Source organism: Psychrobacter sp. 28M-43, from assembly GCF_014770435.1.
Lineage (GTDB): Bacteria > Pseudomonadota > Gammaproteobacteria > Pseudomonadales > Moraxellaceae > Psychrobacter.
The window spans coordinates 2091846-2111002 of sequence record NZ_CP061739.1 but is presented as its reverse complement, the minus strand read 5'-3'; the positions used below and the strand labels follow the sequence as shown (position 1 = coordinate 2111002).

The 19157-nt window shown below is 42.7% G+C and carries 16 protein-coding genes; 1 reads left to right on the top strand and 15 read right to left on the bottom strand.

Going from position 1 to position 19157, the window contains the following annotated elements; translation table 11 throughout:
- Positions 1 to 403 precede the first annotated feature (403 nt).
- The 9 genes from IEE84_RS08735 to queC all read right to left on the bottom strand — a co-directional run bounded on the left by IEE84_RS08735 (position 404) and on the right by queC (position 11278).
- On the bottom strand, positions 404 to 1324 hold the full coding sequence (locus IEE84_RS08735) for a glutaminase (protein ID WP_191113894.1): 921 nt from the start codon (positions 1322 to 1324) through the stop codon (positions 404 to 406).
- Positions 1325 to 1570: 246 nt separating this feature from the next.
- Complete coding sequence (locus tag IEE84_RS08730; RefSeq protein WP_057760827.1) at positions 1571 to 2638, bottom strand: DUF475 domain-containing protein; 1068 nt, start codon at positions 2636 to 2638, stop codon at positions 1571 to 1573.
- 227 nt (positions 2639 to 2865) lie between these two features.
- Positions 2866 to 3441, bottom strand: coding sequence for a TerD family protein (locus IEE84_RS08725; RefSeq protein ID WP_057760825.1), 576 nt, complete (start codon positions 3439 to 3441; stop codon positions 2866 to 2868).
- Positions 3442 to 3720: 279 nt separating this feature from the next.
- Positions 3721 to 6027, bottom strand: a complete 2307-nt coding sequence (gene rlmKL, locus IEE84_RS08720; RefSeq protein WP_101206444.1) for a bifunctional 23S rRNA (guanine(2069)-N(7))-methyltransferase RlmK/23S rRNA (guanine(2445)-N(2))-methyltransferase RlmL — start codon at positions 6025 to 6027, stop codon at positions 3721 to 3723.
- A 150-nt stretch (positions 6028 to 6177) separates the two neighbouring features.
- Positions 6178 to 7362, bottom strand: coding sequence for a mechanosensitive ion channel family protein (locus tag IEE84_RS08715; RefSeq protein ID WP_224737721.1), 1185 nt, complete (start codon positions 7360 to 7362; stop codon positions 6178 to 6180).
- 160 nt (positions 7363 to 7522) lie between these two features.
- Positions 7523 to 9013: a dihydrolipoyl dehydrogenase gene (locus IEE84_RS08710; protein WP_191113892.1), complete on the bottom strand. Its 1491-nt coding sequence runs from the start codon at positions 9011 to 9013 to the stop codon at positions 7523 to 7525.
- Between the two features lie 159 nt (positions 9014 to 9172).
- A complete protein-coding gene (locus IEE84_RS08705; RefSeq protein WP_191113891.1) occupies positions 9173 to 9670 on the bottom strand; it encodes a peroxiredoxin in 498 nt (165 codons plus the stop codon).
- Between the two features lie 175 nt (positions 9671 to 9845).
- Positions 9846 to 10175 carry a hypothetical protein gene (locus IEE84_RS08700; RefSeq protein WP_057760815.1) on the bottom strand — a complete coding sequence of 110 codons (330 nt, stop codon included), beginning with the start codon at positions 10173 to 10175 and terminating at the stop codon, positions 9846 to 9848.
- Between the two features lie 326 nt (positions 10176 to 10501).
- Positions 10502 to 11278, bottom strand: a complete 777-nt coding sequence (gene queC, locus IEE84_RS08695; protein ID WP_191113890.1) for a 7-cyano-7-deazaguanine synthase QueC — start codon at positions 11276 to 11278, stop codon at positions 10502 to 10504.
- A gap of 350 nt (positions 11279 to 11628) precedes the next feature.
- On the opposite strand from queC, the gene ttcA reads away from it, so the two are divergent.
- Complete coding sequence (ttcA, locus tag IEE84_RS08690) at positions 11629 to 12735, top strand: tRNA 2-thiocytidine(32) synthetase TtcA (protein WP_224738005.1); 1107 nt, start codon at positions 11629 to 11631, stop codon at positions 12733 to 12735.
- Positions 12736 to 12860: 125 nt separating this feature from the next.
- Here the strand turns inward: ttcA and IEE84_RS08685 are convergent, their stop codons facing one another.
- The 6 genes from IEE84_RS08685 to ccoN form a co-directional block, all read right to left on the bottom strand.
- The gene (locus IEE84_RS08685; protein ID WP_057760810.1) at positions 12861 to 13442 is read right to left on the bottom strand and encodes a FixH family protein; all 582 of its coding nucleotides are present in this window, start codon (positions 13440 to 13442) and stop codon (positions 12861 to 12863) included.
- Between the two features lie 214 nt (positions 13443 to 13656).
- The gene (gene ccoG / locus IEE84_RS08680) at positions 13657 to 15066 is read right to left on the bottom strand and encodes a cytochrome c oxidase accessory protein CcoG (RefSeq protein WP_191113888.1); all 1410 of its coding nucleotides are present in this window, start codon (positions 15064 to 15066) and stop codon (positions 13657 to 13659) included.
- Between the two features lie 515 nt (positions 15067 to 15581).
- Positions 15582 to 16727 (bottom strand): c-type cytochrome, encoded by a 1146-nt coding sequence (locus tag IEE84_RS08675; RefSeq protein WP_191115437.1) that lies wholly within the window; start codon positions 16725 to 16727, stop codon positions 15582 to 15584.
- A complete protein-coding gene (locus tag IEE84_RS08670) occupies positions 16727 to 16906 on the bottom strand; it encodes a CcoQ/FixQ family Cbb3-type cytochrome c oxidase assembly chaperone (RefSeq protein WP_057760804.1) in 180 nt (59 codons plus the stop codon). Before IEE84_RS08670 ends, IEE84_RS08675 begins: the two co-directional genes overlap by 1 nt.
- Complete coding sequence (ccoO, locus tag IEE84_RS08665) at positions 16906 to 17544, bottom strand: cytochrome-c oxidase, cbb3-type subunit II (RefSeq protein WP_191113887.1); 639 nt, start codon at positions 17542 to 17544, stop codon at positions 16906 to 16908. Before ccoO ends, IEE84_RS08670 begins: the two co-directional genes overlap by 1 nt.
- 9 nt (positions 17545 to 17553) lie before the next feature.
- Positions 17554 to 19035, bottom strand: a complete 1482-nt coding sequence (ccoN, locus tag IEE84_RS08660) for a cytochrome-c oxidase, cbb3-type subunit I (RefSeq protein WP_191113886.1) — start codon at positions 19033 to 19035, stop codon at positions 17554 to 17556.
- Between the last annotated feature and the right edge of the window lie 122 nt (positions 19036 to 19157).

Here is a 19157-nt window from a genome sequence, read left to right as displayed (position 1 = left end):
CTAAAAGTTGTGCAGTGACTGATATCTCAGAGCAAATAATAAAAACTTACCTGTACGCTATGCCCTGCATATCATTAGGTTTTACTATACTAAGCGTTTGCTCACTAAGCAAGGCGTATTTTGTGCGCTTACTATATGCTTACTAAGGGACATAATACTTCTGTATCTTTGATAATTTCTAATCAACTTAGCAATAGTCGTTAAGATATTGTTATGAAAAGTAATGTTTCATACAAAAGGGATTTAGCACAAAGGTAGCTTAGATAAAACAATCGCTTTAAAAAGCACCGACTGACTATATGGGCTTAGAATAAACCAACTCATGGCTTAGGTATGCTTCGCAGCTAGTATGAGAGCATGGCATTATACAAAAAACCTATTTAGATAAATATACATGTATCTCTTATTCTGCAAAAACCGACCAGCCAGTTTTTTGTACGAAGCGCTCTAGTGCTTTTAGTCCAAGCTTAGAGTTACCTACATGATCAAGCCCTGGTGACCAGACAGCGATAGAACCTTTACCAGGTGCTATCGTCAAAATACCGCCACCAACACCACTTTTGCCTGGTAAGCCCACGCGGTAAGCAAATTCGCCAGAACCATCATAATGACCACACATCATCATCAATGAGTTAATACGGCGTGCTCGTTTTTCATTGATTACACGTACTCCTGAGTGCTTATCAACTCCGTTAGACACTAAATAAAGACCGGCACTGGCCAACTGTTGGCAGTTCATTGCAATTGAGCACTGATGAAAATACGTACCTAATACATTATCCACATCGTGTCTTAAACGACCAAAGGATTTCATAAAGTGCGCCAGAGAGGCATTCCGGTCCTTGTGCGCCATCTCAGAAGCCGCTACTTTATGATCAAAGCGAATTGACTCATCATCTGCAATGAGGTGAACAAACTGCAGGATTTCACCCAGTGTTTCTTTGGGTTTATGCCCCATCATAATAGCATCCACCACGGCAATGGCACCAGCATTGATAAATGGGTTGCGCGGTCGGCCAGACTCATGCTCGAGCATCACAATTGAATTAAAAGGATCGCCAGATGGTTCGCGTCCGACGTGTGTCCAAAGTGTATCGCCTAGCTTGCCAAGACCAATGGTTAAGGTAAATACCTTAGAGATACTTTGGATCGAAAACAGTGTACTGGCATCACCTGCTGCATACATATGCCCATCAGGAGTCGCTACAGCTATACCGAACTGGTTCGGATCGACATGAGCCAATTGCGGGATATAATCTGCTACTTTGCCGCGGTCAGTTTCACTTGCCATTTCTGCGGCAATATCATCAAGAATTTTTTGCATATCGTTTATAGGGTCTTATTTCGACAAGTTATTTAAGGATGAGGATTTTAACTGAAGATAGGGTAATAGTAACAGGGCAAACGTAACTTTAACCATTGATTGTCTCAATTATGGGTCATTTCGATATCTTGGGGCTTCCACAAGACCTAACAGTGTGGCAAAAAGTGTGACAAAAAAACAGGCCATACCTGATGATATGACCTGCTTAGATATATAACTAGATACAGACTACACTGAGAACACGCCTTAGTTTAGGCTTGCTTTCTCAGCTTTACGATGCTGAAGTGACGCTAGCAGCGCCCAACCAATAAAGGCTATACCAATCAGACCAGTAATAATCTCTGGTACATGGAACTTCACTGACAATAGCATAATCAGTGCCAATGCGCCGATGGCATAATGTGCGCCATGCTCAAGATAGATGAACTCGTCAAGCGTGCCTTTGTCTACCAAGAAGATAGTCATAGAACGTACGAACATCGCACCAATCGCAAGACCTAACATGATAACAATCACATCATTAGTAATTGCAAATGCGCCAATCACGCCATCGAAACTGAATGAGGCATCTAGGACTTCTAAGTATAGGAAACCAATGATACCGCCTTTCATAATGGCACTGGTCGCCGCAGCGCCCGAACCATTCTCTTCGTTTTCTAGGTCTTCTTCAAGGTCACCCTCAAGCATCCCCGATACAACCTGTACGCCCAGATAAACCAAGATACCCCAAACACCTGCGATTAGGACAGCGCTTGACTGCTCTGCATTAGCCCACGATACCGCAATCATCAAGACGATAAGCGCTACAAATACGCTCATGGCATCGACTTTACCTAGCTTGGCTAAACGGCTCTCAAGCCAGTCAAACCAATGTACTTCTTTGTCATCAAAAATAAAGTTCAAGAATACCAATAGTAAGAAAATACCACCAAATGCTGAGATTTCCGCATGGTGTGCCATCAGTCTTGCTGAGTACTCTTCAGGACTATATAAAGCCAAGTTGATGACTTCCATCATACCAAGGTCAGCAGTAACCGCGACGATGACAATAGGGAAGACCAATCGCATACCGAATACGGCGATTAGGATACCAACGGTTAAAAATATCTTTTTCCAAAATTCGTCCCAGCCCTTAAGGACTGAAGCATTGACCACCGCATTATCAAAAGATAATGAAATCTCCATGACGGCCAAAATAGCGGTAATAGAAAGAGTGGCTATCATGCCACCCATACCGCCATGTGAATATCCCCACCATGCTGCTATTGCCAAAGCAATTGCGGTAAAGATAAAGTCTAAATAAAAATGTCTCATGACACATCCTGTATGGTTGCGTAAAGCTAAGGTCTACCTAGTATAGGCATGAACCGCAAAAAAGCGGTTATTACTAACCACTTTTTATGCATAATTTTAAACGAAACGTAAAGCATTACTAGTCATTTGGCCATTAAAAATTGTGACTATTTGCAACGATGGCGGTTTGCTATTTTGGACGTGATGACGGTGACTAATAACTGACTAAATACCAGTAAATAATGGTTTTAGATATCAACACCGTATTGCTGACACATCGCTTGCAAGCCGCCTGAATAGCCTTGACCAACAGCGCGGAATTTCCATTCGCCGTTGTGACGATATACTTCGCCAAACACCATTGCTGTCTCTACAGAGTAGTCTTCTGCTAAATCAAAACGTACGACTTCAGTGCCTGTTTCTTCATTGACGACACGGATAAAGGCATTGGCGACCTGACCAAAGTTCTGGCTGCGCGCTGCAGCGTCATGGATAGTCACTGTCACAACTACTTTATCTACGTCTGCAGGTACTTGAGTGAGGTTGACTTTGATAACTTCGTCATCACCGTCGCCTTCACCAGTACGGTTGTCACCAGTATGCTCGACAGCGCCATTGTCAGACTTCAGCTGATTGTAAAAGATAAAGTCATGATCGCCGCGCACTTTACCCGCGCCATTTAGCAAAAATACGCTAGCATCAAGATCGAACTCAGCACCAGAAGTGGCGCGCTCATCCCAACCAAGACCGATAAGTAACTTGGTTAAGTTTGGGTCAGTTTTCGTTAGCGATAAATTACCGCCTTTATTAAGTGATAAAGCCATGGTGTTATCCTTTTTATTAGACGTTAGTGGTTTTATAAGGTAATCGAAAAAAGGCGATGCTTACGCAATAACTGCGCAAATCCATCGCCTAGTAACGCTCTATCATAGCAACAAAAAATGGCCCAATCAAAGCTGATTGGACCATTGTTATATTTCATATACATTCGGCAAAAAACAGAAGTTTCAGGTACTTATGCTGCCACTATAAATCTATAGTTTTATTTATCAAAATCCTGTGTACGGACTTTAGATTCTAAACTATAAATTTAAAACTTCGAATTATAGACTTTGACGATGACGAATCTCAAAGCTTTGATGAATCGGTTTTTTGATATTGAAATCAAAGCCAATGGTTTTTTGCGTGATATCAATGATGTCATAACGCTGAGTCAACTGCTCATCTAACTCAAAACGCGTAAAGTTGTTAGAAAAGTACAAGACACCATCGGAAGTTAGGCGGTTCATGGCACGATTAATCAATGCAGCATGGTCACGTTGCACATCAAAAGTACCTTGGAATTTCTTAGAGTTTGAGAAGGTCGGTGGATCGATAAAGATAACATCGAACTGTTCGGTATTGTCTTTAATCCACTCAAAGATATCGGCAGCAACGAACTGGTACTTATTACGGCTAACGTCCAAACCGTTCAAAACAAAGTTTTGTTTGCCCCAATCTAGATAGTTCTGTGACAAATCAACGCTAGTGACTTTTTTCGCACCAGCAAGCGCTGCATGCACACTTGCGGTACAAGTATAAGCGAACAGGTTAAGTACTGCTTTACCGCGGCTGTTGTCCTTGATACGAGCACGCATATTACGGTGATCGATAAACAGACCAGTATCTAAGTAATCTGTAAAGTTGACATACAGATAGGCACCATCTTCGCGCGCAACATGAAACTTGCCACGCTTTTCTGTGGTGTTCTGCTTGCTGTACTGATCGTTACCAGACTGACGGGCACGCGTTTTGATAAAGATCTGTTCACGGTTAATATCAAAGACTTCACGAATACCCATCAATGCCAAGTTAAAGCGTTTTTTCGCAGTCTCAGGTGGGATGGTCTTTGGCGGCGCATATTCTTGCACATGCGCATAATCACCGTATAAGTCGATCGCGACTTTGAAATCAGGTAAATCAGCATCGTAAACACGAATATTGCTTACATTGTCTTTTTTGGCCAGTTTCTTAAGCTTAGCAAGGTTTTTTTGCAGACGATTAATAAAGTCTTGTCCATCTTCTACTTCAATCTCGCGTTTCTCAAAACGACTAACAAGATTGCCTGTTTGCCCAGCAATAAGCGTTCCGTAGCGGAAATAGACGGTGATGGCACCATTATGACAGCGTAAGGTTTTTGGTTCTTTAATCGGTAGAATATCTACTTGTTCGACATGAGAGGCCAATATACCAAGCATCGGATCAATGCCACTACCGGCAAAGCTATCTTGCAATATCAGCCCAATTGCTTGATACAACGGCTTAATCATTTCTTCATCACCCAAACGCTCACCATATGGTGGGTTGGTAATGACCAAAGGATTGCTCAATCGACCATCATTGACTAATGGCTTGAGCACGTTGCTGAGTTGGTCAAGCGCACGATGTTCGATATCGAGTAATGGTAAAAGGTCTTGTAAACCTGCGGCAATTAAGTTTTTTTCTGTGGCAAGAATCGCACCACTATCAGCATCAAAGCCCAACATCAGCGGCAATGTATCAGGCTGCTCATTGGCAATCTCTAATGCTTCGCGGAAACGTGTTTGAGCATCATCGATCATCTCTTGCCATAGCGTCTCATCATGATGCTGCCACTGGTAAAAGCCAAATTGATTGGCAGCTTTGTCGATACCCACGGCATAGTCGCAATGCATCAATAATGCTTCGATAAGGAACGTTCCAGAGCCACACATTGGGTCAATTAACGCATTATAAAAAGGTGCGTCGCCCGCTTCGTTTTTCTTGTGCCAACCAGCACTATAGAGTAGGGCAGCTGCTAAGTTTTCTTTTAATGGTGCTTCTGTCATGGCCACACGGTAACCACGGCGATGCAAACTGGTACCTGACAGATCTAAATACAACTCAGCTTGCTTGTCATTGATGGTAGCAAAAACAGAGAAGTCTGGGTTTTTGCTGTCGACGTTAGGACGGCTGTCGTAAACTTCGTTAAAGGTATCGGCAATCGCATCTTTGATACGTAGCATGGCAAATTGCTGACTGACAGCGACACGCTTATCGACAGACAGACGAATAGCAAAGGTTTGCTCTAGGCTAAATTGCTCAGTCCAATTGACCGATTTTGCCAAGCCGTATAGCTGCTCTGCAACGTCGTATTCTGCATTGATGTTTTTACGTTTAATCAGCATCAATACGCGCGAGGCCACGCGTGACCATAGGCAGATGGTATATAGCTCACGTAAACCACCAGTTACGGCTAGACGGCCGGTACTTTTGATTTCGCTGTCAATGCCAAAACTGGTTAGCTCAGTCTGCAGTGGTGCTTCAAGCCCATCGGCACAGGTAATAATAAGATCAAGCGACAACTCTGGTGAAGCTGCTGTTAGAGATGCGGGCGCGGTTTGTTCGGTCATACGGGTACCTGTGGGCTAAATTGACAAAAAAGCAAATAATAAGATAATCGGTGTAACCGGCAATTTTACCATAATTCACAGTAGGATGGTTCAAAGTAGCCGTGTTTAAGATTTTAAGATGTGATAGTTAAATATGGGAAAGCAAATTCTCTACTCACCTTTCGTCAGTGGTAATTCCTCTGGGACGATTTGAGTGGTGGTCGCAAAGGGCTTGGTTGCGATAGGGTAGTCAACATCCTTTGGCATGAGCAATCGCATATGCGGATAAGGCGTAGAGATATTAGCCGCGTCAAACGCGATTTTAATCTCTTCTTGCAGCACTTCTTTGATTTTGGGTATGCGGGCAACGGCTGCTGGTTTGACCCAAAAACGTACGATAAAAAATACCCCGTACTCGCCGATTTCTGCCACGGTCGCTGAAGTCTCAGGACGATTAAGTACTGCATCAGTATCGCTGAGTACTTGCAAGATTTCCTTGCGAGCTGTCTCAATATCATCTTCGAACGCGATACGTACACGAATATCAAAACGTATAAAGTTCTTGGAAGTCAGGTTAATCACCTCGGAGGAGGCAACATTAGAGTTTGGAATAATGACAGTGATATTGTCTCGAGTGAGGATATGAGTGGTGCGCAACGCGATAAGTACCACGCGTCCTTCATTATCATTGATATGAATCCAGTCACCAACTTGAAAAGACTGCTCAAGTAAAATAGTGATACCAGCGATAAAATTAGCAAGGGTAGACTGAGCGGCAAAACCTACTGCCAAACCAACAATACCCAAACCCGCTACTAACGATACAATGTCGAAGCCAAATTGAGCCATGACGCTGGCCAGCCCAAGTACCAATAGTAGTACAGATAAAATATTTTTGAGTAGCTGCTCTATGGAAGCATTGAGACCATAGTGCTGTAGGACTCTGTGAATGATTTGTCCTGATGATGCCCAAAGTACATAATAGATACCTGCCCAAGTGCTTGCCTTCGCAGTAGCTTTGATAGTTTCTGGCTCAAAGTTTATCTGACTCATAATTGCTATCAGACTGGCGACAATCCAGACATAGCGCAAAACTGAACGGACAATCTTAGTGCGGCGCTCATTTAATCGAATTTTGGCACGGCTTTGTCTAAGGATATAATTGGCCAACCAATAAAAAAATCCCAATACCGCAAGCAGTATTAGGATTTTGATGCCAGTGCTCGCCAATTCTACTGCTTGAGAGGACCAATTAAGTGACTCTTCATCGATAGAGCCGCCGAGAGCAAGATATAGGCTAGTATGTAAGTCGCGAACGATCTCTTGAAAAAAGTCGGTAACACTAGCGATTGGCATTTTTTCGTCCATGCAGGATGTGTTTGTACAAAAAATTATAAATGAATATATATTTATAAATTACCTCAAGTCGTCAAAGCAATCAAATAAAGTAATGGTTAAGACTAGCTACTATTAATTTAAAGGCATTGCTGACTTGAGGACTTAGTCAAAGGGCCTGTTAAGAGTTATCCTTTTGGGTATCTAGAGATTGGAAAGGTATCTCCATTTTGTACTGCACATCACGTAACGCCGTACGTAGTCCCTCTAGTATCGTCGGATGATAAAAAGGGGTGTCGAGCATATCTTTAATACTCAAATCATTGGTAATCGCTGTAGCAAGTATATGACCGATATATTCAGCATCAGGACCGACCATACTAGCGCCTAAAATTCTGTCTGTCTTTTTACAGCCATAGATATGTAGTAAGCCGCAGTTGACACCCATTACACGGCTACGTCCTTGATTATCAAAGCTCACACTACCGATAACAAATTCTAGTTCTGAATCTTTTTGAATCTCTGGTAGCGACATACCAACATTGACGATTTGCGGTGAGCAAAATACGATAGAGAAAGGAGTCGCAGGTGGGCGAATATAGGCCGCTTCTGTGTTCTCGCAGACCATACTGCCTGCACTATAGCCCTCATCGCTAGCCACATGCAGTAACGGAATATTAGCATTGGCATCGCCAACGATATAGACGTTTAAGTCGCCAATTTGGCCTGTTTTTTTACTTAAATCTTTTGGACGGTTCTTATCGTCTAGCTCAACGCCCAAGTTTTCGACACCCAGCTGCTTAATATTGTTGCGACGACCAGTAGCAACTAAGACGTACTCGCCTTGCCATTGCTGAGACTCACCAGCGCTGTCTTTATATTTGATAAACGCACTTTTATTACCGTCATCTGCTGTTGTGCCTACATCGGTAATTTCACTGCCTAGATGCATGGTCAATTCATGACTTAAGCAATCCATGGCTTTATTATTAATATCATCATCTTTTAGACCAGCCACTTGTTTGGCACGGTTTAGCAGCGTGACTTCTACACCTAAACGTGTAAACGCTTGTGCAAGCTCTAGACCAATAGCACCAGCACCAACGACAGCCATGGTCTTTGGCAGATCTTCAAGCTCAAAGACACTATCAGAAGTGAGCATGGTGTCACCAAGCTTATCCGCCCATCCATCAGGAATAAACGGCGAGCTACCGGTGGCGACAATGATTTGTTCAGCAGCAATTAGCTCATCATTGACCTCGATTAGCCCTTGCTCATTAATAAGAGCTCGACCGTCGATTTTCTTATGATCAGGCCAGCTGTCTACTTGCTTTTTAATGTAGCTGGCAAAATGACTACGTTCGTCACGCACACGTTCCATGACTCGTTTGCCATCAATTTGCGCCGTTGCATGAATACCAAACTCAGCAGAATGGTTGGTATCATGTGCGCGATCAGCCGCTGCAATTAGCAGCTTACTAGGCATACAGCCGACCGCAATACAGGTCGTGGTCCAAAATCCTTCATTAATAATGACCACGTCATCTTTGATCTTACTTGCTTGGCGAAAAGCATTTTGACCTGCGGTACCCGCGCCAATAATAGCGACAGATACTTTACGCGTGACTTCTTTAGGCGTATCGTCGGTGGTCGTGTCAGATTGTTTATTCATATTATTCTCTAATAGGGGCAAGGTTATACTCAGTAATGGACTGAATGCTTGGCTTATATTTTTTATTCGGTTTTTATCGTTCTTATGATCAATACTGATTTAACTATAACGTCAATAATACTGACTTAATTACAGAACCAATAATTATGACACCAATAATTAAGGCGCCAATATAGTCAGTAAACGACTGGTATAGTCTTTGGCACGTAGGTTACGCTGTGCATGAGTCAGCTCACTGTTTTTATTGAATACAAATGCCGAACGTACAAGGCCTAGCGTAACTTTGCCGTACATATTTTTTTCTTTGATAACATCAAAATACTGGCATAGCTTTTCATCAGTGTCACTGATAAGTGGAATCTGTAAGTCATACTTATCGATAAATTTTTCATGAGATTCAACACTATCACGAGAGACACCGATAATGTCGTATCCCAATTCATCGAAGTCATGAAGGTGCGTGGTAAACTCTGTTGCCTGTGTGGTGCAGCCTGGCGTATTGTCTTTGGGATAGAAATAGAGAATAAGGCCTTTATCAGTATTGGCGACCATCTCTTTTAGATTGATTTCATCATGAATAAAGTTACCAGCAAGTTTGCGTACTATGGTTACTGGAAAATCAGGTAGGTGAATGGTTTCTGTAGTTGGCTTGGCCATTATAAAATCCTTATTAGTTTTAGTTATGTGTATTGGCTTAATGATGGTTCTATTTATAGTGTTCTTATTATAGGCAGATTAGTAGAAATAAATAATCAGTTTTACACTTTGCCCATTCATTGGCAACAAAAAAGACTGGCAATAGCCAGTCTTTTGTATATCAAACGATTAGAGATTAAGCAGGTTTTTGCGGCTTCTTCAAATCTAAGCCAACGGTGCATTGCTGCAAATCTTTTTGCATCGCTTTCACATAGGGCAGATTAGAAGGGTCTTTCTTATCTTGCGCGTAGCTTTCGATTTCCCACATTTGACCGATAGTCATGTTGCTGCGCACACCAATAGTACAGTTACATAGTTTGGTTGCGTTGCTTTTATCAGCGACTTTATACTTGACTGCGCCATTGACACATGAATTGATATTGTCTTGCTTAATGTCAGCAGCGTTAGCTTGTGGCATGGCAAACAGGGCCGCTAAGGCTAGGGGTAGTACTGGCAACAACTTCATAAATTTCCTCTTACGGGTAGCGTCAATTTTTTGTCTTTTACTCAATGCAAAGTCAACTCATCAATATATGAGTGACCGATATCGTCAGTTACATCTTTCGATAAATATAATCGTTCATACGATAGCAAGTATGTCGATTAGAATACAAGAACAACGTGCTGTGTTAATGCAAGCGAATGTTGCGCGAATGTTGATGGGTATCATCATACCACGCAACATTTAGCGTTGATGCATAGTGGGTTCGATATGATTTAAGCATAAGGAAGGATAGCGGAATAAGCGCTCCTGATACCGTATCCAACTTATATAGGACTGACCAAAATTAATTAAGACTGATAATGAGTAGGGTCGGTCACTCCAGCTTGGGCAAAGCCTTGACGACGTAATGCGCAGCTATCACAAACACCGCAAGCAAGACCATTGGCATCTGCACGATAACAAGAAATCGTCTGTCCGTAATCGACACCTAATGACAGACCAAGCTCGATAGTTTGTGCTTTTGACAATTGCTGTAATGGGGTTTGAATCGATAAGCGATGACCAGTGACGCCTGCTTTTGTCGCAAGGTTAGCCATATGTTCAAAGGCAGCTATATACTCTGGGCGACAATCAGGATAGCCCGAGTAATCAACTGAGCTGACACCAATGACGATATGATTGGCATCAGCGACTTCGGCGACTGCTAACGCGTATGATAAGAAAATAGTATTGCGCGCAGGCACATAGGTATTTGGGATAGCGTCGTTATCGATTTCGTCGCGTTTTTTGCTAGGGAATTTGTCCGAATCACCGTCTGGCACGATCATGCTGTGATCTGTTAATGATGAGCCACCCAGTTGTGCGATATCAATATCAATGATTCTATGATTGACACCTGCTGTCTCAGCGATGGTCTTTGCGGCGACAAGTTCACTATTATGACGCTGACCATAGTTGAAGCTGACAGCTGTCACTGATGCATAGCGTGCTTTTGCCCAATATAAGCAAGTCACCGAATCGAGACCGCCTGATAAAAGGACAACCGCATTTTGGCTTTTGGTAAGAGCAGCTAAATCAGCATCTGATACTTGATTGGAGGTATTTTGCAAAGTAACGTTAGTCATAGTGATATCTATTATTGGTTTACGAAAACGGCTATTTTAGCAAAAATACGTCTACTACAGAACCACGAAGCGACCAATCACCCGTCACTAAGCTGACAAAGCTAGTTTACATAGCACTGCAATAAAATAAAGTCGGTATTACTGTCATCTTTTCAATCTGTTAGCAATATTTGTTATAATCGCAGCTTTTAAAGTATCAGTCACATGACATTGGTGATAATGCTTTAAAAGCTTTATCGCAAATCGCTTTATAGTAAAATCACCCTTATAAAGATATTGAGTAACTTATGACCGCAGCAACCTTATTTACGCCAAATATTCCTTCTCAAGCTGATGATGTATCTGATGTAATGGGCTTTGATAGTCAGGCTTTGGACACCGATACTGATAATAGAGAGTACGATGACGTCTCTGAAGATGGCAATGATGAGGACATGATTAACGAGCAGTTTACCGATGCGCAAGCACCTACCGAATCAGCGTACTTTCGTAAACTACAAAAGAAGCTGCGTCGCCAAGTCTCTTGGGCAATCCGCGATTTTAATATGATCGAAGATGGCGATGTGGTGATGGTCTGTGTTTCGGGTGGTAAAGACAGCTATACCTTACTTGATATTTTATTGCTGCTAAAACGCATTGCACCAATTCATTTTGATATCGTCGCAGTCAATCTCGATCAGAAGCAGCCAGGCTATCCGGAAGACATCTTACCTGCGTATCTAAACGAGCAGGGCATCGCCCACTATATTTTAGAAAAAGACACATATAGCATCGTCAAAAGCGTGGTGCCAGAAGGAAAGACTTACTGCTCGGCGTGCTCACGTCTGCGCCGCGGTTCACTATATGGCTTTGCTAAACAAATTGGCGCGACTAAGATTGCCCTTGGCCATCACCGTGACGATATGCTGGCGACCTTCTTTTTGAACTTATTTCATGGTGGTGCGCTCAAATCAATGCCGCCCAAGCTACTGAGTGATGACAAGCAAAATATGCTGATTCGCCCATTGGCTTATGTCGAAGAGAAAGACATCATTGAATATGCTAAATTAAAGGAATTTCCAATCATTCCTTGTAACCTATGTGGCAGTCAAACCAATCTACAGCGTGCCATCATCAACGATATGCTGCGTGAATGGGATGACGCTCACCCGCAGCGTTTGGCCTCTATTTTCAAAGCCATGCAAAACGTTGCGCCATCACAATTAGCCGACCGCGAATTATTTGACTTTGAAACACTCAGCCTTGATCGCGATAATGATGAGCGTTTATTTGAAGGTGATAATATTCAAGCCGGGCAGACGGATAGTTTGGCTGAAATTGGTTTACCTGTATCGCCAAGGACGCAAACGTTCAATCCTAAGTTCGCTAGTGACAAGCCTTATTCGACAGAGACGGATAAAGCCGCGCAAAACGAGCGTAAAGCACAGAAAATTCCAACGATTAACCCTGTGATTTAGTAATTGAAAAATTAGTATGATATTAAATAACGCTTACTAATTAACACGATATTGAATAGCTCAAAAAAACTAGCCGATCTCTGACGAGCGGCTGGTTTTTTTATGTCTGGATACTACTAACAGCATTAACTTTTAGCGAAAACTGGTAGTGGGTCAAAACTGACCTTTGAACGAGGCAGTTTTGCGACATCTTGCATACGCCAATCATCTTTACCATCATTGCTAACCTGAAGGTAATACTTGGCTTTTACAGGGTCAATATCGACTTGTGCGCTGTATTTATTGCCCTCAACATGCTTAAGGACAACATCGCGGTCTTTTTTGATATCCGTTGCATGAGAAATGGAAAGCTCCAACGTATCAGGATAGGTAAGTGGTGTACCGTTTAGCAGCTTGCCTGACTGGACGCTTTGCTCAGGGTAGTTAAGATAAAACACAATATCGCCATTTTCTGCAAACTGCATTTGTCCATGTAAGTCTAAGTCATACGTGAGCTTATCACGAGACACATCGTGATAGAGCGTTTTGCCATCCATATACCAGTCGTCACGTACCACGCTATCACGGATCTGGTAAGAGTAATAAACAAACCAAATACAAGCGATCACGACCGCAGCAGGCATGCCAATCACAAAGATAACGACCATATAATTTTTATACCATGGCTGCTTATCTTGATGTTTAAAGTTCGGTGCTGGAGTAGACATAAAATACCTATGCATCAGATACGCATTCAATAGATAGCTGTTCATTACATATCTACAAATGGTATCAACGGATAATTTGGCGGCTAAGCGCTACCAGTTTAATAGTAAAACATTTATTCGATAGTCTTTAGCTAGAATAGTAATTTAACTACTTGCACTAGCTACAGACTACCGAATGATATACATGAAATTAAACAATAGGTCTGCTAATCATTTACTGACCTTGGGTCGTAAAGATATTTTGTTTGCTTACCTTATACTTACCGTTTTCGCTGCTCACATTTAGCGTGACAGGCGTTTGGCCAAACTCTATCACATCAGGATCACCATAAATACTAACTGGCATATCAAAGCTTTCGCCCGCTTCTAATGGTACATCATTAAAGCGTAGCTCTAAGCTCAGCCCTTTTTGCGGTGCAAGCGTTATCGTATAGGTATGAGCATCCTGTGTCTTATTGGTTAGCTTGACGATATAGCTGTTTTCGATCATGCCTTGACTGTTGATAGACGATAACTGATTGCGGTCACGGCGGATATCAATTTCCAAGGGCACGCGATCGGTTAACGCATATATAACGCCGCCACATAGTACGGCTAATAATGTCAAATAAGCAAATAGTCGTGGGCGCAGTACGCGGCTTGGCTCTTTTTCTGCTAGCTGACGTTCGGTCGTATAACGAATCAGGCCACGCGGATAGCCGACCTTGTCCATCACTTCGTTACAGGCATCGATACAAGCCGCACACTGAATACAGGCAACTTGCAGACCATCACGAATATCGATACCAGTAGGGCAGACCTGCACACACATGGTGCATTCAATGCAGTCGCCTAAGTGCTCTGGGTTTGTGCCTTTTTTACGGGCACCGCGCGGCTCACCGCGTTCATAATCATAAGATACGATTAATGTGTCTTTATCAAACATCACACTTTGAAAGCGGCCATAGGGGCAAATCTGTACACACATTTGCTCACGCATGTAGCCTGCGTTGGCATAAGTAGCAAAGGTAAAGATAAACATTGAGACCCATACCCACGTTGGCCAGTCAGGGAATGGAATTACTCCTATTGACTGCCAGCTGTGATATAGAGAATCTGTACCTGCTACATAACTAACAAAGGTCGCTGCGGTAATCACAGAAAGCAAAAACCAAATTGAATATACCACTGTGCGCTTGAACACTTTGCTCGCACTTAACGGTGCTTTATCAAACTTGATACGCTTATTACGATCGCCAATCACCCATTTTTCAACATATTGGTATAGATGCGTCCATATTGTTTGAGGACAAGCATAACCGCACCAAACGCGCCCAGCATATACCGTCACCATAAACAGCGTAAACGCGGCAATAATGGCAAATGCAGCAATAAAATAAAAATCTTGCGTCAAAAACGTCATGCCAAAAATATAGTAATGCTGTGATGGCACATCAAACCATATTGCTTGTCTATCATTATAGCGCAGCCATGGCAAAAGTAAAAAAGCCGCCAAAAGAGCATACATCGTGATGACACGAATATTTTGATAAAAACCTGTGACAAACCTCGGATGCACACGATGCTTGGTTGCATCAAGATCGACTTGTTGTACAGGAATTTTATTGGATTGTTGTGCTGACATAAACGTGCCTCTTTAAAAAAAGAATCAGTCTGCTGGCATGATGAACAAACACCTCTAGCGTCGAGGTATATGAGTGTATGATGTTATCAATGTCAGTAAATAGCGGATAGAAAACTTTCTAATCTGCTTACCAAATGATCGATTGTAAATATAGTCGGCTCAACATAGTTTTGATACAAGTAAAGGGCAGTGAAGGGACTACAAATAGTAGATTAAACGAGCCTGTATCTGATTTATGCGAAATTGACTATCGTGTTATGTGATTGAGTCAGAGCGATATAAAGCCATGACTAATAGACTATTTTAAAAAATAGCTATTCTAGCATTCTCCCTACTAATAATGGGGTGATAATCATAAAAATCAACGAATATATGAGAACGTTTTCTAGTGTTTATAGCCGCTCATCATTGACATTTCTAAATGAAAATCAATACCGCCATACGCAAAAGGGAGAACTGCAATAACAGTTCTCCCTTCATTAAATCTCGTCCATATTCAGTACAGTAACAACGTCTTAGTTAGCAGTTGCTTTTTCAGTTGCTACAGGTTGAGTAGCAGCAGTAACTGGTGCTGCTTCAGGTGATTTGCCTGTTTTATCTGATAGTGAGTAGATATAAGCAGCAAGTAGCATGATACGCTCATTACCTAGCTTAGTTTCCCACTGAGGCATAACGCCAGCACGGCCATAACGTAATGTATTACGTACAGTCTCACGCTCACCGCCATATAACCAGATGTTGTCAGTCAAGTTTGGTGCACCTGCTGAAATCATACCTTTACCGCTTTCAGAGTGACATAGTGCACACTGTTGCTTAAAGATAGCTTCGCCTTGATTAACCAAAGTTTGGTCAAGTTCACCGTTACTCTTACTACCGTTGTTTGGAGATAGTGACAATACATATTCAGAAGCTGCACGTACACCGTCTTCGCCGATCTGATCGCGCCAAGCAGGCATACCGCCAATACGACCATTATGTAGCGTAGTCAGAATGTTGCTAGCTTCGCCGCCGTATAACCAATCATTGTCTGTTAGGTTAGGGTAGCCTGTTGCACCTTTAGCGTTAGAGCCATGACATACAGAACAGTTCTGCAGGAACAAGCGGCTACCAACTTTTAACGCATTTGGATTTTCAGACAGTTTTTCGACATAAGGAGCAAGTTCTGCAACTTTTTCGTCAATTTTAGTCTGTAGATCTGCTGGTGGGTTTTCGCTACGACGCATGGTCGCTTGTAACTCGTTTAGCGTACCAAGTGTCGCAGTCGCGCCTGCAGCATCTGCTTTTACCAAAATGCTTTTTTCAAAGTTATCAGTAAATACTTTGTTGTTACTTTCAAGCTCACTGAACAACTCGTTTTTAGAGGTCCACGGTACAGTTTCACCGTCAACTTCTACGGTGGCGATGCCTTTCCAATGTGCTGGGAACATAGCTGGAAAGAATACCCAGTACGCCACACCCCAAACGATTGAACCAAAAAATATCACCAACCACCATTTAGGAAGTGCTTTGTCGTATTCTCGGATACCATCATATTCATGACCAGTGGTACCGTCTTCCTCAACGTCTGGTTTGTATTTTAGTACAAACAGCAGAACGCCAAGAATAAAAAGCCAGCAACCGAAACTGATTAGCGTGATCCAAGAACTCCAAAAAAATGTCATCATTTATCCTTATTGCGCTGCTCTTCAGACAGAGATTTTATATCCTCGTCATCAAGCGCAAGTTGTGCATCTTCTTCGAAGCGTTTTTTGTTTTTTGGCGAATACGCCCACCATGCAACGCCTACGAAGGCAATAAAGGCAGAAACGGTCGCAATTGTTTGTAATTCACCAATACCCATTAGCGCTGTCCTTCCATTGCGGTACCTAACTGCTGTAGATAGGCGACCAAAGCGTCAAGCTCAGTAGCGCCAAGCACTGCATCTGGAGCGCCTTCAATGTCTTCTTCAGTATAAGGAACACCGAAGCGATCGCGGAATAGACGCATTTTAGCTTGAATGTTTTCGCCATCTACTTCGTTAGTCGCCAACCAGGGGAAACCTGGCATAACTGACTCAGGCACTAGCGAACGCGGATTGATCAAATGTTGCTTTTGCCAATCTTCAGAATAACGGCCACCAACACGTGCTAAATCTGGTCCAGTACGTTTCGATCCCCATAAGAATGGATGATCCCACGTCGACTCAGCGGCACGTGAATATGGTCCATAACGTTCAACTTCTGCACGTAATGGGCGAACCATTTGAGTATGACAAACGTGACATCCTTCGCGGATATAAATATCACGACCTTCAAATTCAAGCGCTGTCCAAGGCTCCATAGCAGGAAGGGGCTTGTTCAAGCCGCCTTCTTCAGGACCTTTGTTGTCATAGATCAATGGCACGATTTCAACTAGCGTTGCAAAACTAATAGCAATCACGATACCAATGACTAACAAGCCTGTATTTTTTTCAATAATTTCATGCGGTGTACCAGCCATGATCGCTCCTTATACGTTAGCTGTCGAAGGTTTTTCGACACTAGGTTCATGATCCGTTGGATCAGCGACATCTACAGGCTTACCTTCTGGCATTTTGAGTGTTTTATAGCAGTTATAAGCCATTACAAACATACCCGATACATATAGGAAGCCACCAAATGCACGGCCAATATATGGGAAATGCGAGAATTCAACAGTATCAACGAAGCTATATACCAAAGTACCGTCTGGGTTAGTAGCAAGCCACATCATGCCTTGGCCAATACCTGAGATCCACATAGATACGATATAGAAAATCGTTCCTGCAGTCGCAAGCCAAAAATGCGTGGTGATTAAGCTAATAGAGTACATCTTCGGTTTGTTATAAATACGGGGTAACAGTACGTATAGCGAACCAATGGTAATCATACCAACCCAGCCAAGTGCACCTGAGTGTACGTGACCAATTGTCCAGTCAGTGTTGTGCGATAGCGCATTCACTGTCTTGATAGACATCATTGGGCCTTCGAACGTCGACATCGCGTAGAACGACAATGCCACAATCATAAAGCGAATGATCGGATCGGTACGCAGCTTATCCCAACTACCTGATAGCGTTAGTACACCGTTAATCATACCACCCCAAGATGGTGCGAATAGGATGATTGAGAAGACCATAGCAAGAGACTGCGTCCAATCAGGAAGCGCTGAATAATGCAAATGGTGACCACCGGCCCACATATATGAAGCAATCAATGCCCAAAAGTGAACGATAGACAAACGATAAGAATAGATAGGACGGCCAATCTGTACAGGAACGAAGTAATACATCATTCCAAGGAAGGCTGCCGTTAAGTAAAAACCTACCGCGTTATGTCCGTACCACCACTGCACCATCGCATCAGTTGCACCGCCAAATAGCGAGTAAGATTTGAACGCACTAACAGGAATCGCCATACTGTTTACGATGTGTAGTAATGCAATCGTAATGATAAAAGCGGCAAAGAACCAGTTAGCCACATAAATATGTGAAGTTTTACGTTTGATGAGTGTACCAAAAAATACGATGGCATAAGAAATCCATACCAAGGCAATTAAGATATCGATAGGCCACTCAAGCTCAGCGTATTCTTTACTGGTGGTCAAACCTAGAGGCAGCGTGATGATGGCAGCAACAATGACTGCCTGCCAACCCCAAAAGGTGAACCAAGCCAAGTATGGCGCAAATAAGCGCGTTTTACAGGTACGCTGAACGATGTAGTAAGACGTTGCGAACAGGGCAGAACCACCGAACGCAAAAATCACCGCATTGGTATGCAGTGGTCTTAAATGACTAAAGGTCAGCCATGGAATGTCAAAGTTGAGTGCTGGCCATGCTAACTGTGAAGCAATGAACACACCAAGACTCATGCCGACGATGCCCCAAACGACAGCCATGATCGTAAAAAATCTTACGACAGTAATTTCATACTCACGGTCAACTGGGGCGACTGCTGTGTTTTGTAAACTCATTGGATGATTCCTTTACAGCCCGAATTATCAACAGAATTAACCAACAATCTATGCTGTCTGCACTATAAATACTCTCAAATTCATATTTATACTGGTGCCAACACATGTTGTTTTTTGACTTA

Coding starts and splice junctions, on each gene's coding strand:
- IEE84_RS08735 (WP_191113894.1), bottom strand. CDS start 1,324: ATGCAAAAAATTCTTGATGATATTGCCGCAGAAATGGCAAGTGAAACT.
- IEE84_RS08730 (WP_057760827.1), bottom strand. CDS start 2,638: ATGAGACATTTTTATTTAGACTTTATCTTTACCGCAATTGCTTTGGCA.
- IEE84_RS08725 (WP_057760825.1), bottom strand. CDS start 3,441: ATGGCTTTATCACTTAATAAAGGCGGTAATTTATCGCTAACGAAAACT.
- rlmKL (WP_101206444.1), bottom strand. CDS start 6,027: ATGACCGAACAAACCGCGCCCGCATCTCTAACAGCAGCTTCACCAGAG.
- IEE84_RS08715 (WP_224737721.1), bottom strand. CDS start 7,362: ATGCCAATCGCTAGTGTTACCGACTTTTTTCAAGAGATCGTTCGCGAC.
- IEE84_RS08710 (WP_191113892.1), bottom strand. CDS start 9,013: ATGAATAAACAATCTGACACGACCACCGACGATACGCCTAAAGAAGTC.
- IEE84_RS08705 (WP_191113891.1), bottom strand. CDS start 9,670: ATGGCCAAGCCAACTACAGAAACCATTCACCTACCTGATTTTCCAGTA.
- IEE84_RS08700 (WP_057760815.1), bottom strand. CDS start 10,175: ATGAAGTTGTTGCCAGTACTACCCCTAGCCTTAGCGGCCCTGTTTGCC.
- queC (WP_191113890.1), bottom strand. CDS start 11,278: ATGACTAACGTTACTTTGCAAAATACCTCCAATCAAGTATCAGATGCT.
- ttcA (WP_224738005.1), top strand. CDS start 11,629: ATGGGCTTTGATAGTCAGGCTTTGGACACCGATACTGATAATAGAGAG.
- IEE84_RS08685 (WP_057760810.1), bottom strand. CDS start 13,442: ATGTCTACTCCAGCACCGAACTTTAAACATCAAGATAAGCAGCCATGG.
- ccoG (WP_191113888.1), bottom strand. CDS start 15,066: ATGTCAGCACAACAATCCAATAAAATTCCTGTACAACAAGTCGATCTT.
- IEE84_RS08675 (WP_191115437.1), bottom strand. CDS start 16,727: ATGACATTTTTTTGGAGTTCTTGGATCACGCTAATCAGTTTCGGTTGC.
- IEE84_RS08670 (WP_057760804.1), bottom strand. CDS start 16,906: ATGGGTATTGGTGAATTACAAACAATTGCGACCGTTTCTGCCTTTATT.
- ccoO (WP_191113887.1), bottom strand. CDS start 17,544: ATGGCTGGTACACCGCATGAAATTATTGAAAAAAATACAGGCTTGTTA.
- ccoN (WP_191113886.1), bottom strand. CDS start 19,035: ATGAGTTTACAAAACACAGCAGTCGCCCCAGTTGACCGTGAGTATGAA.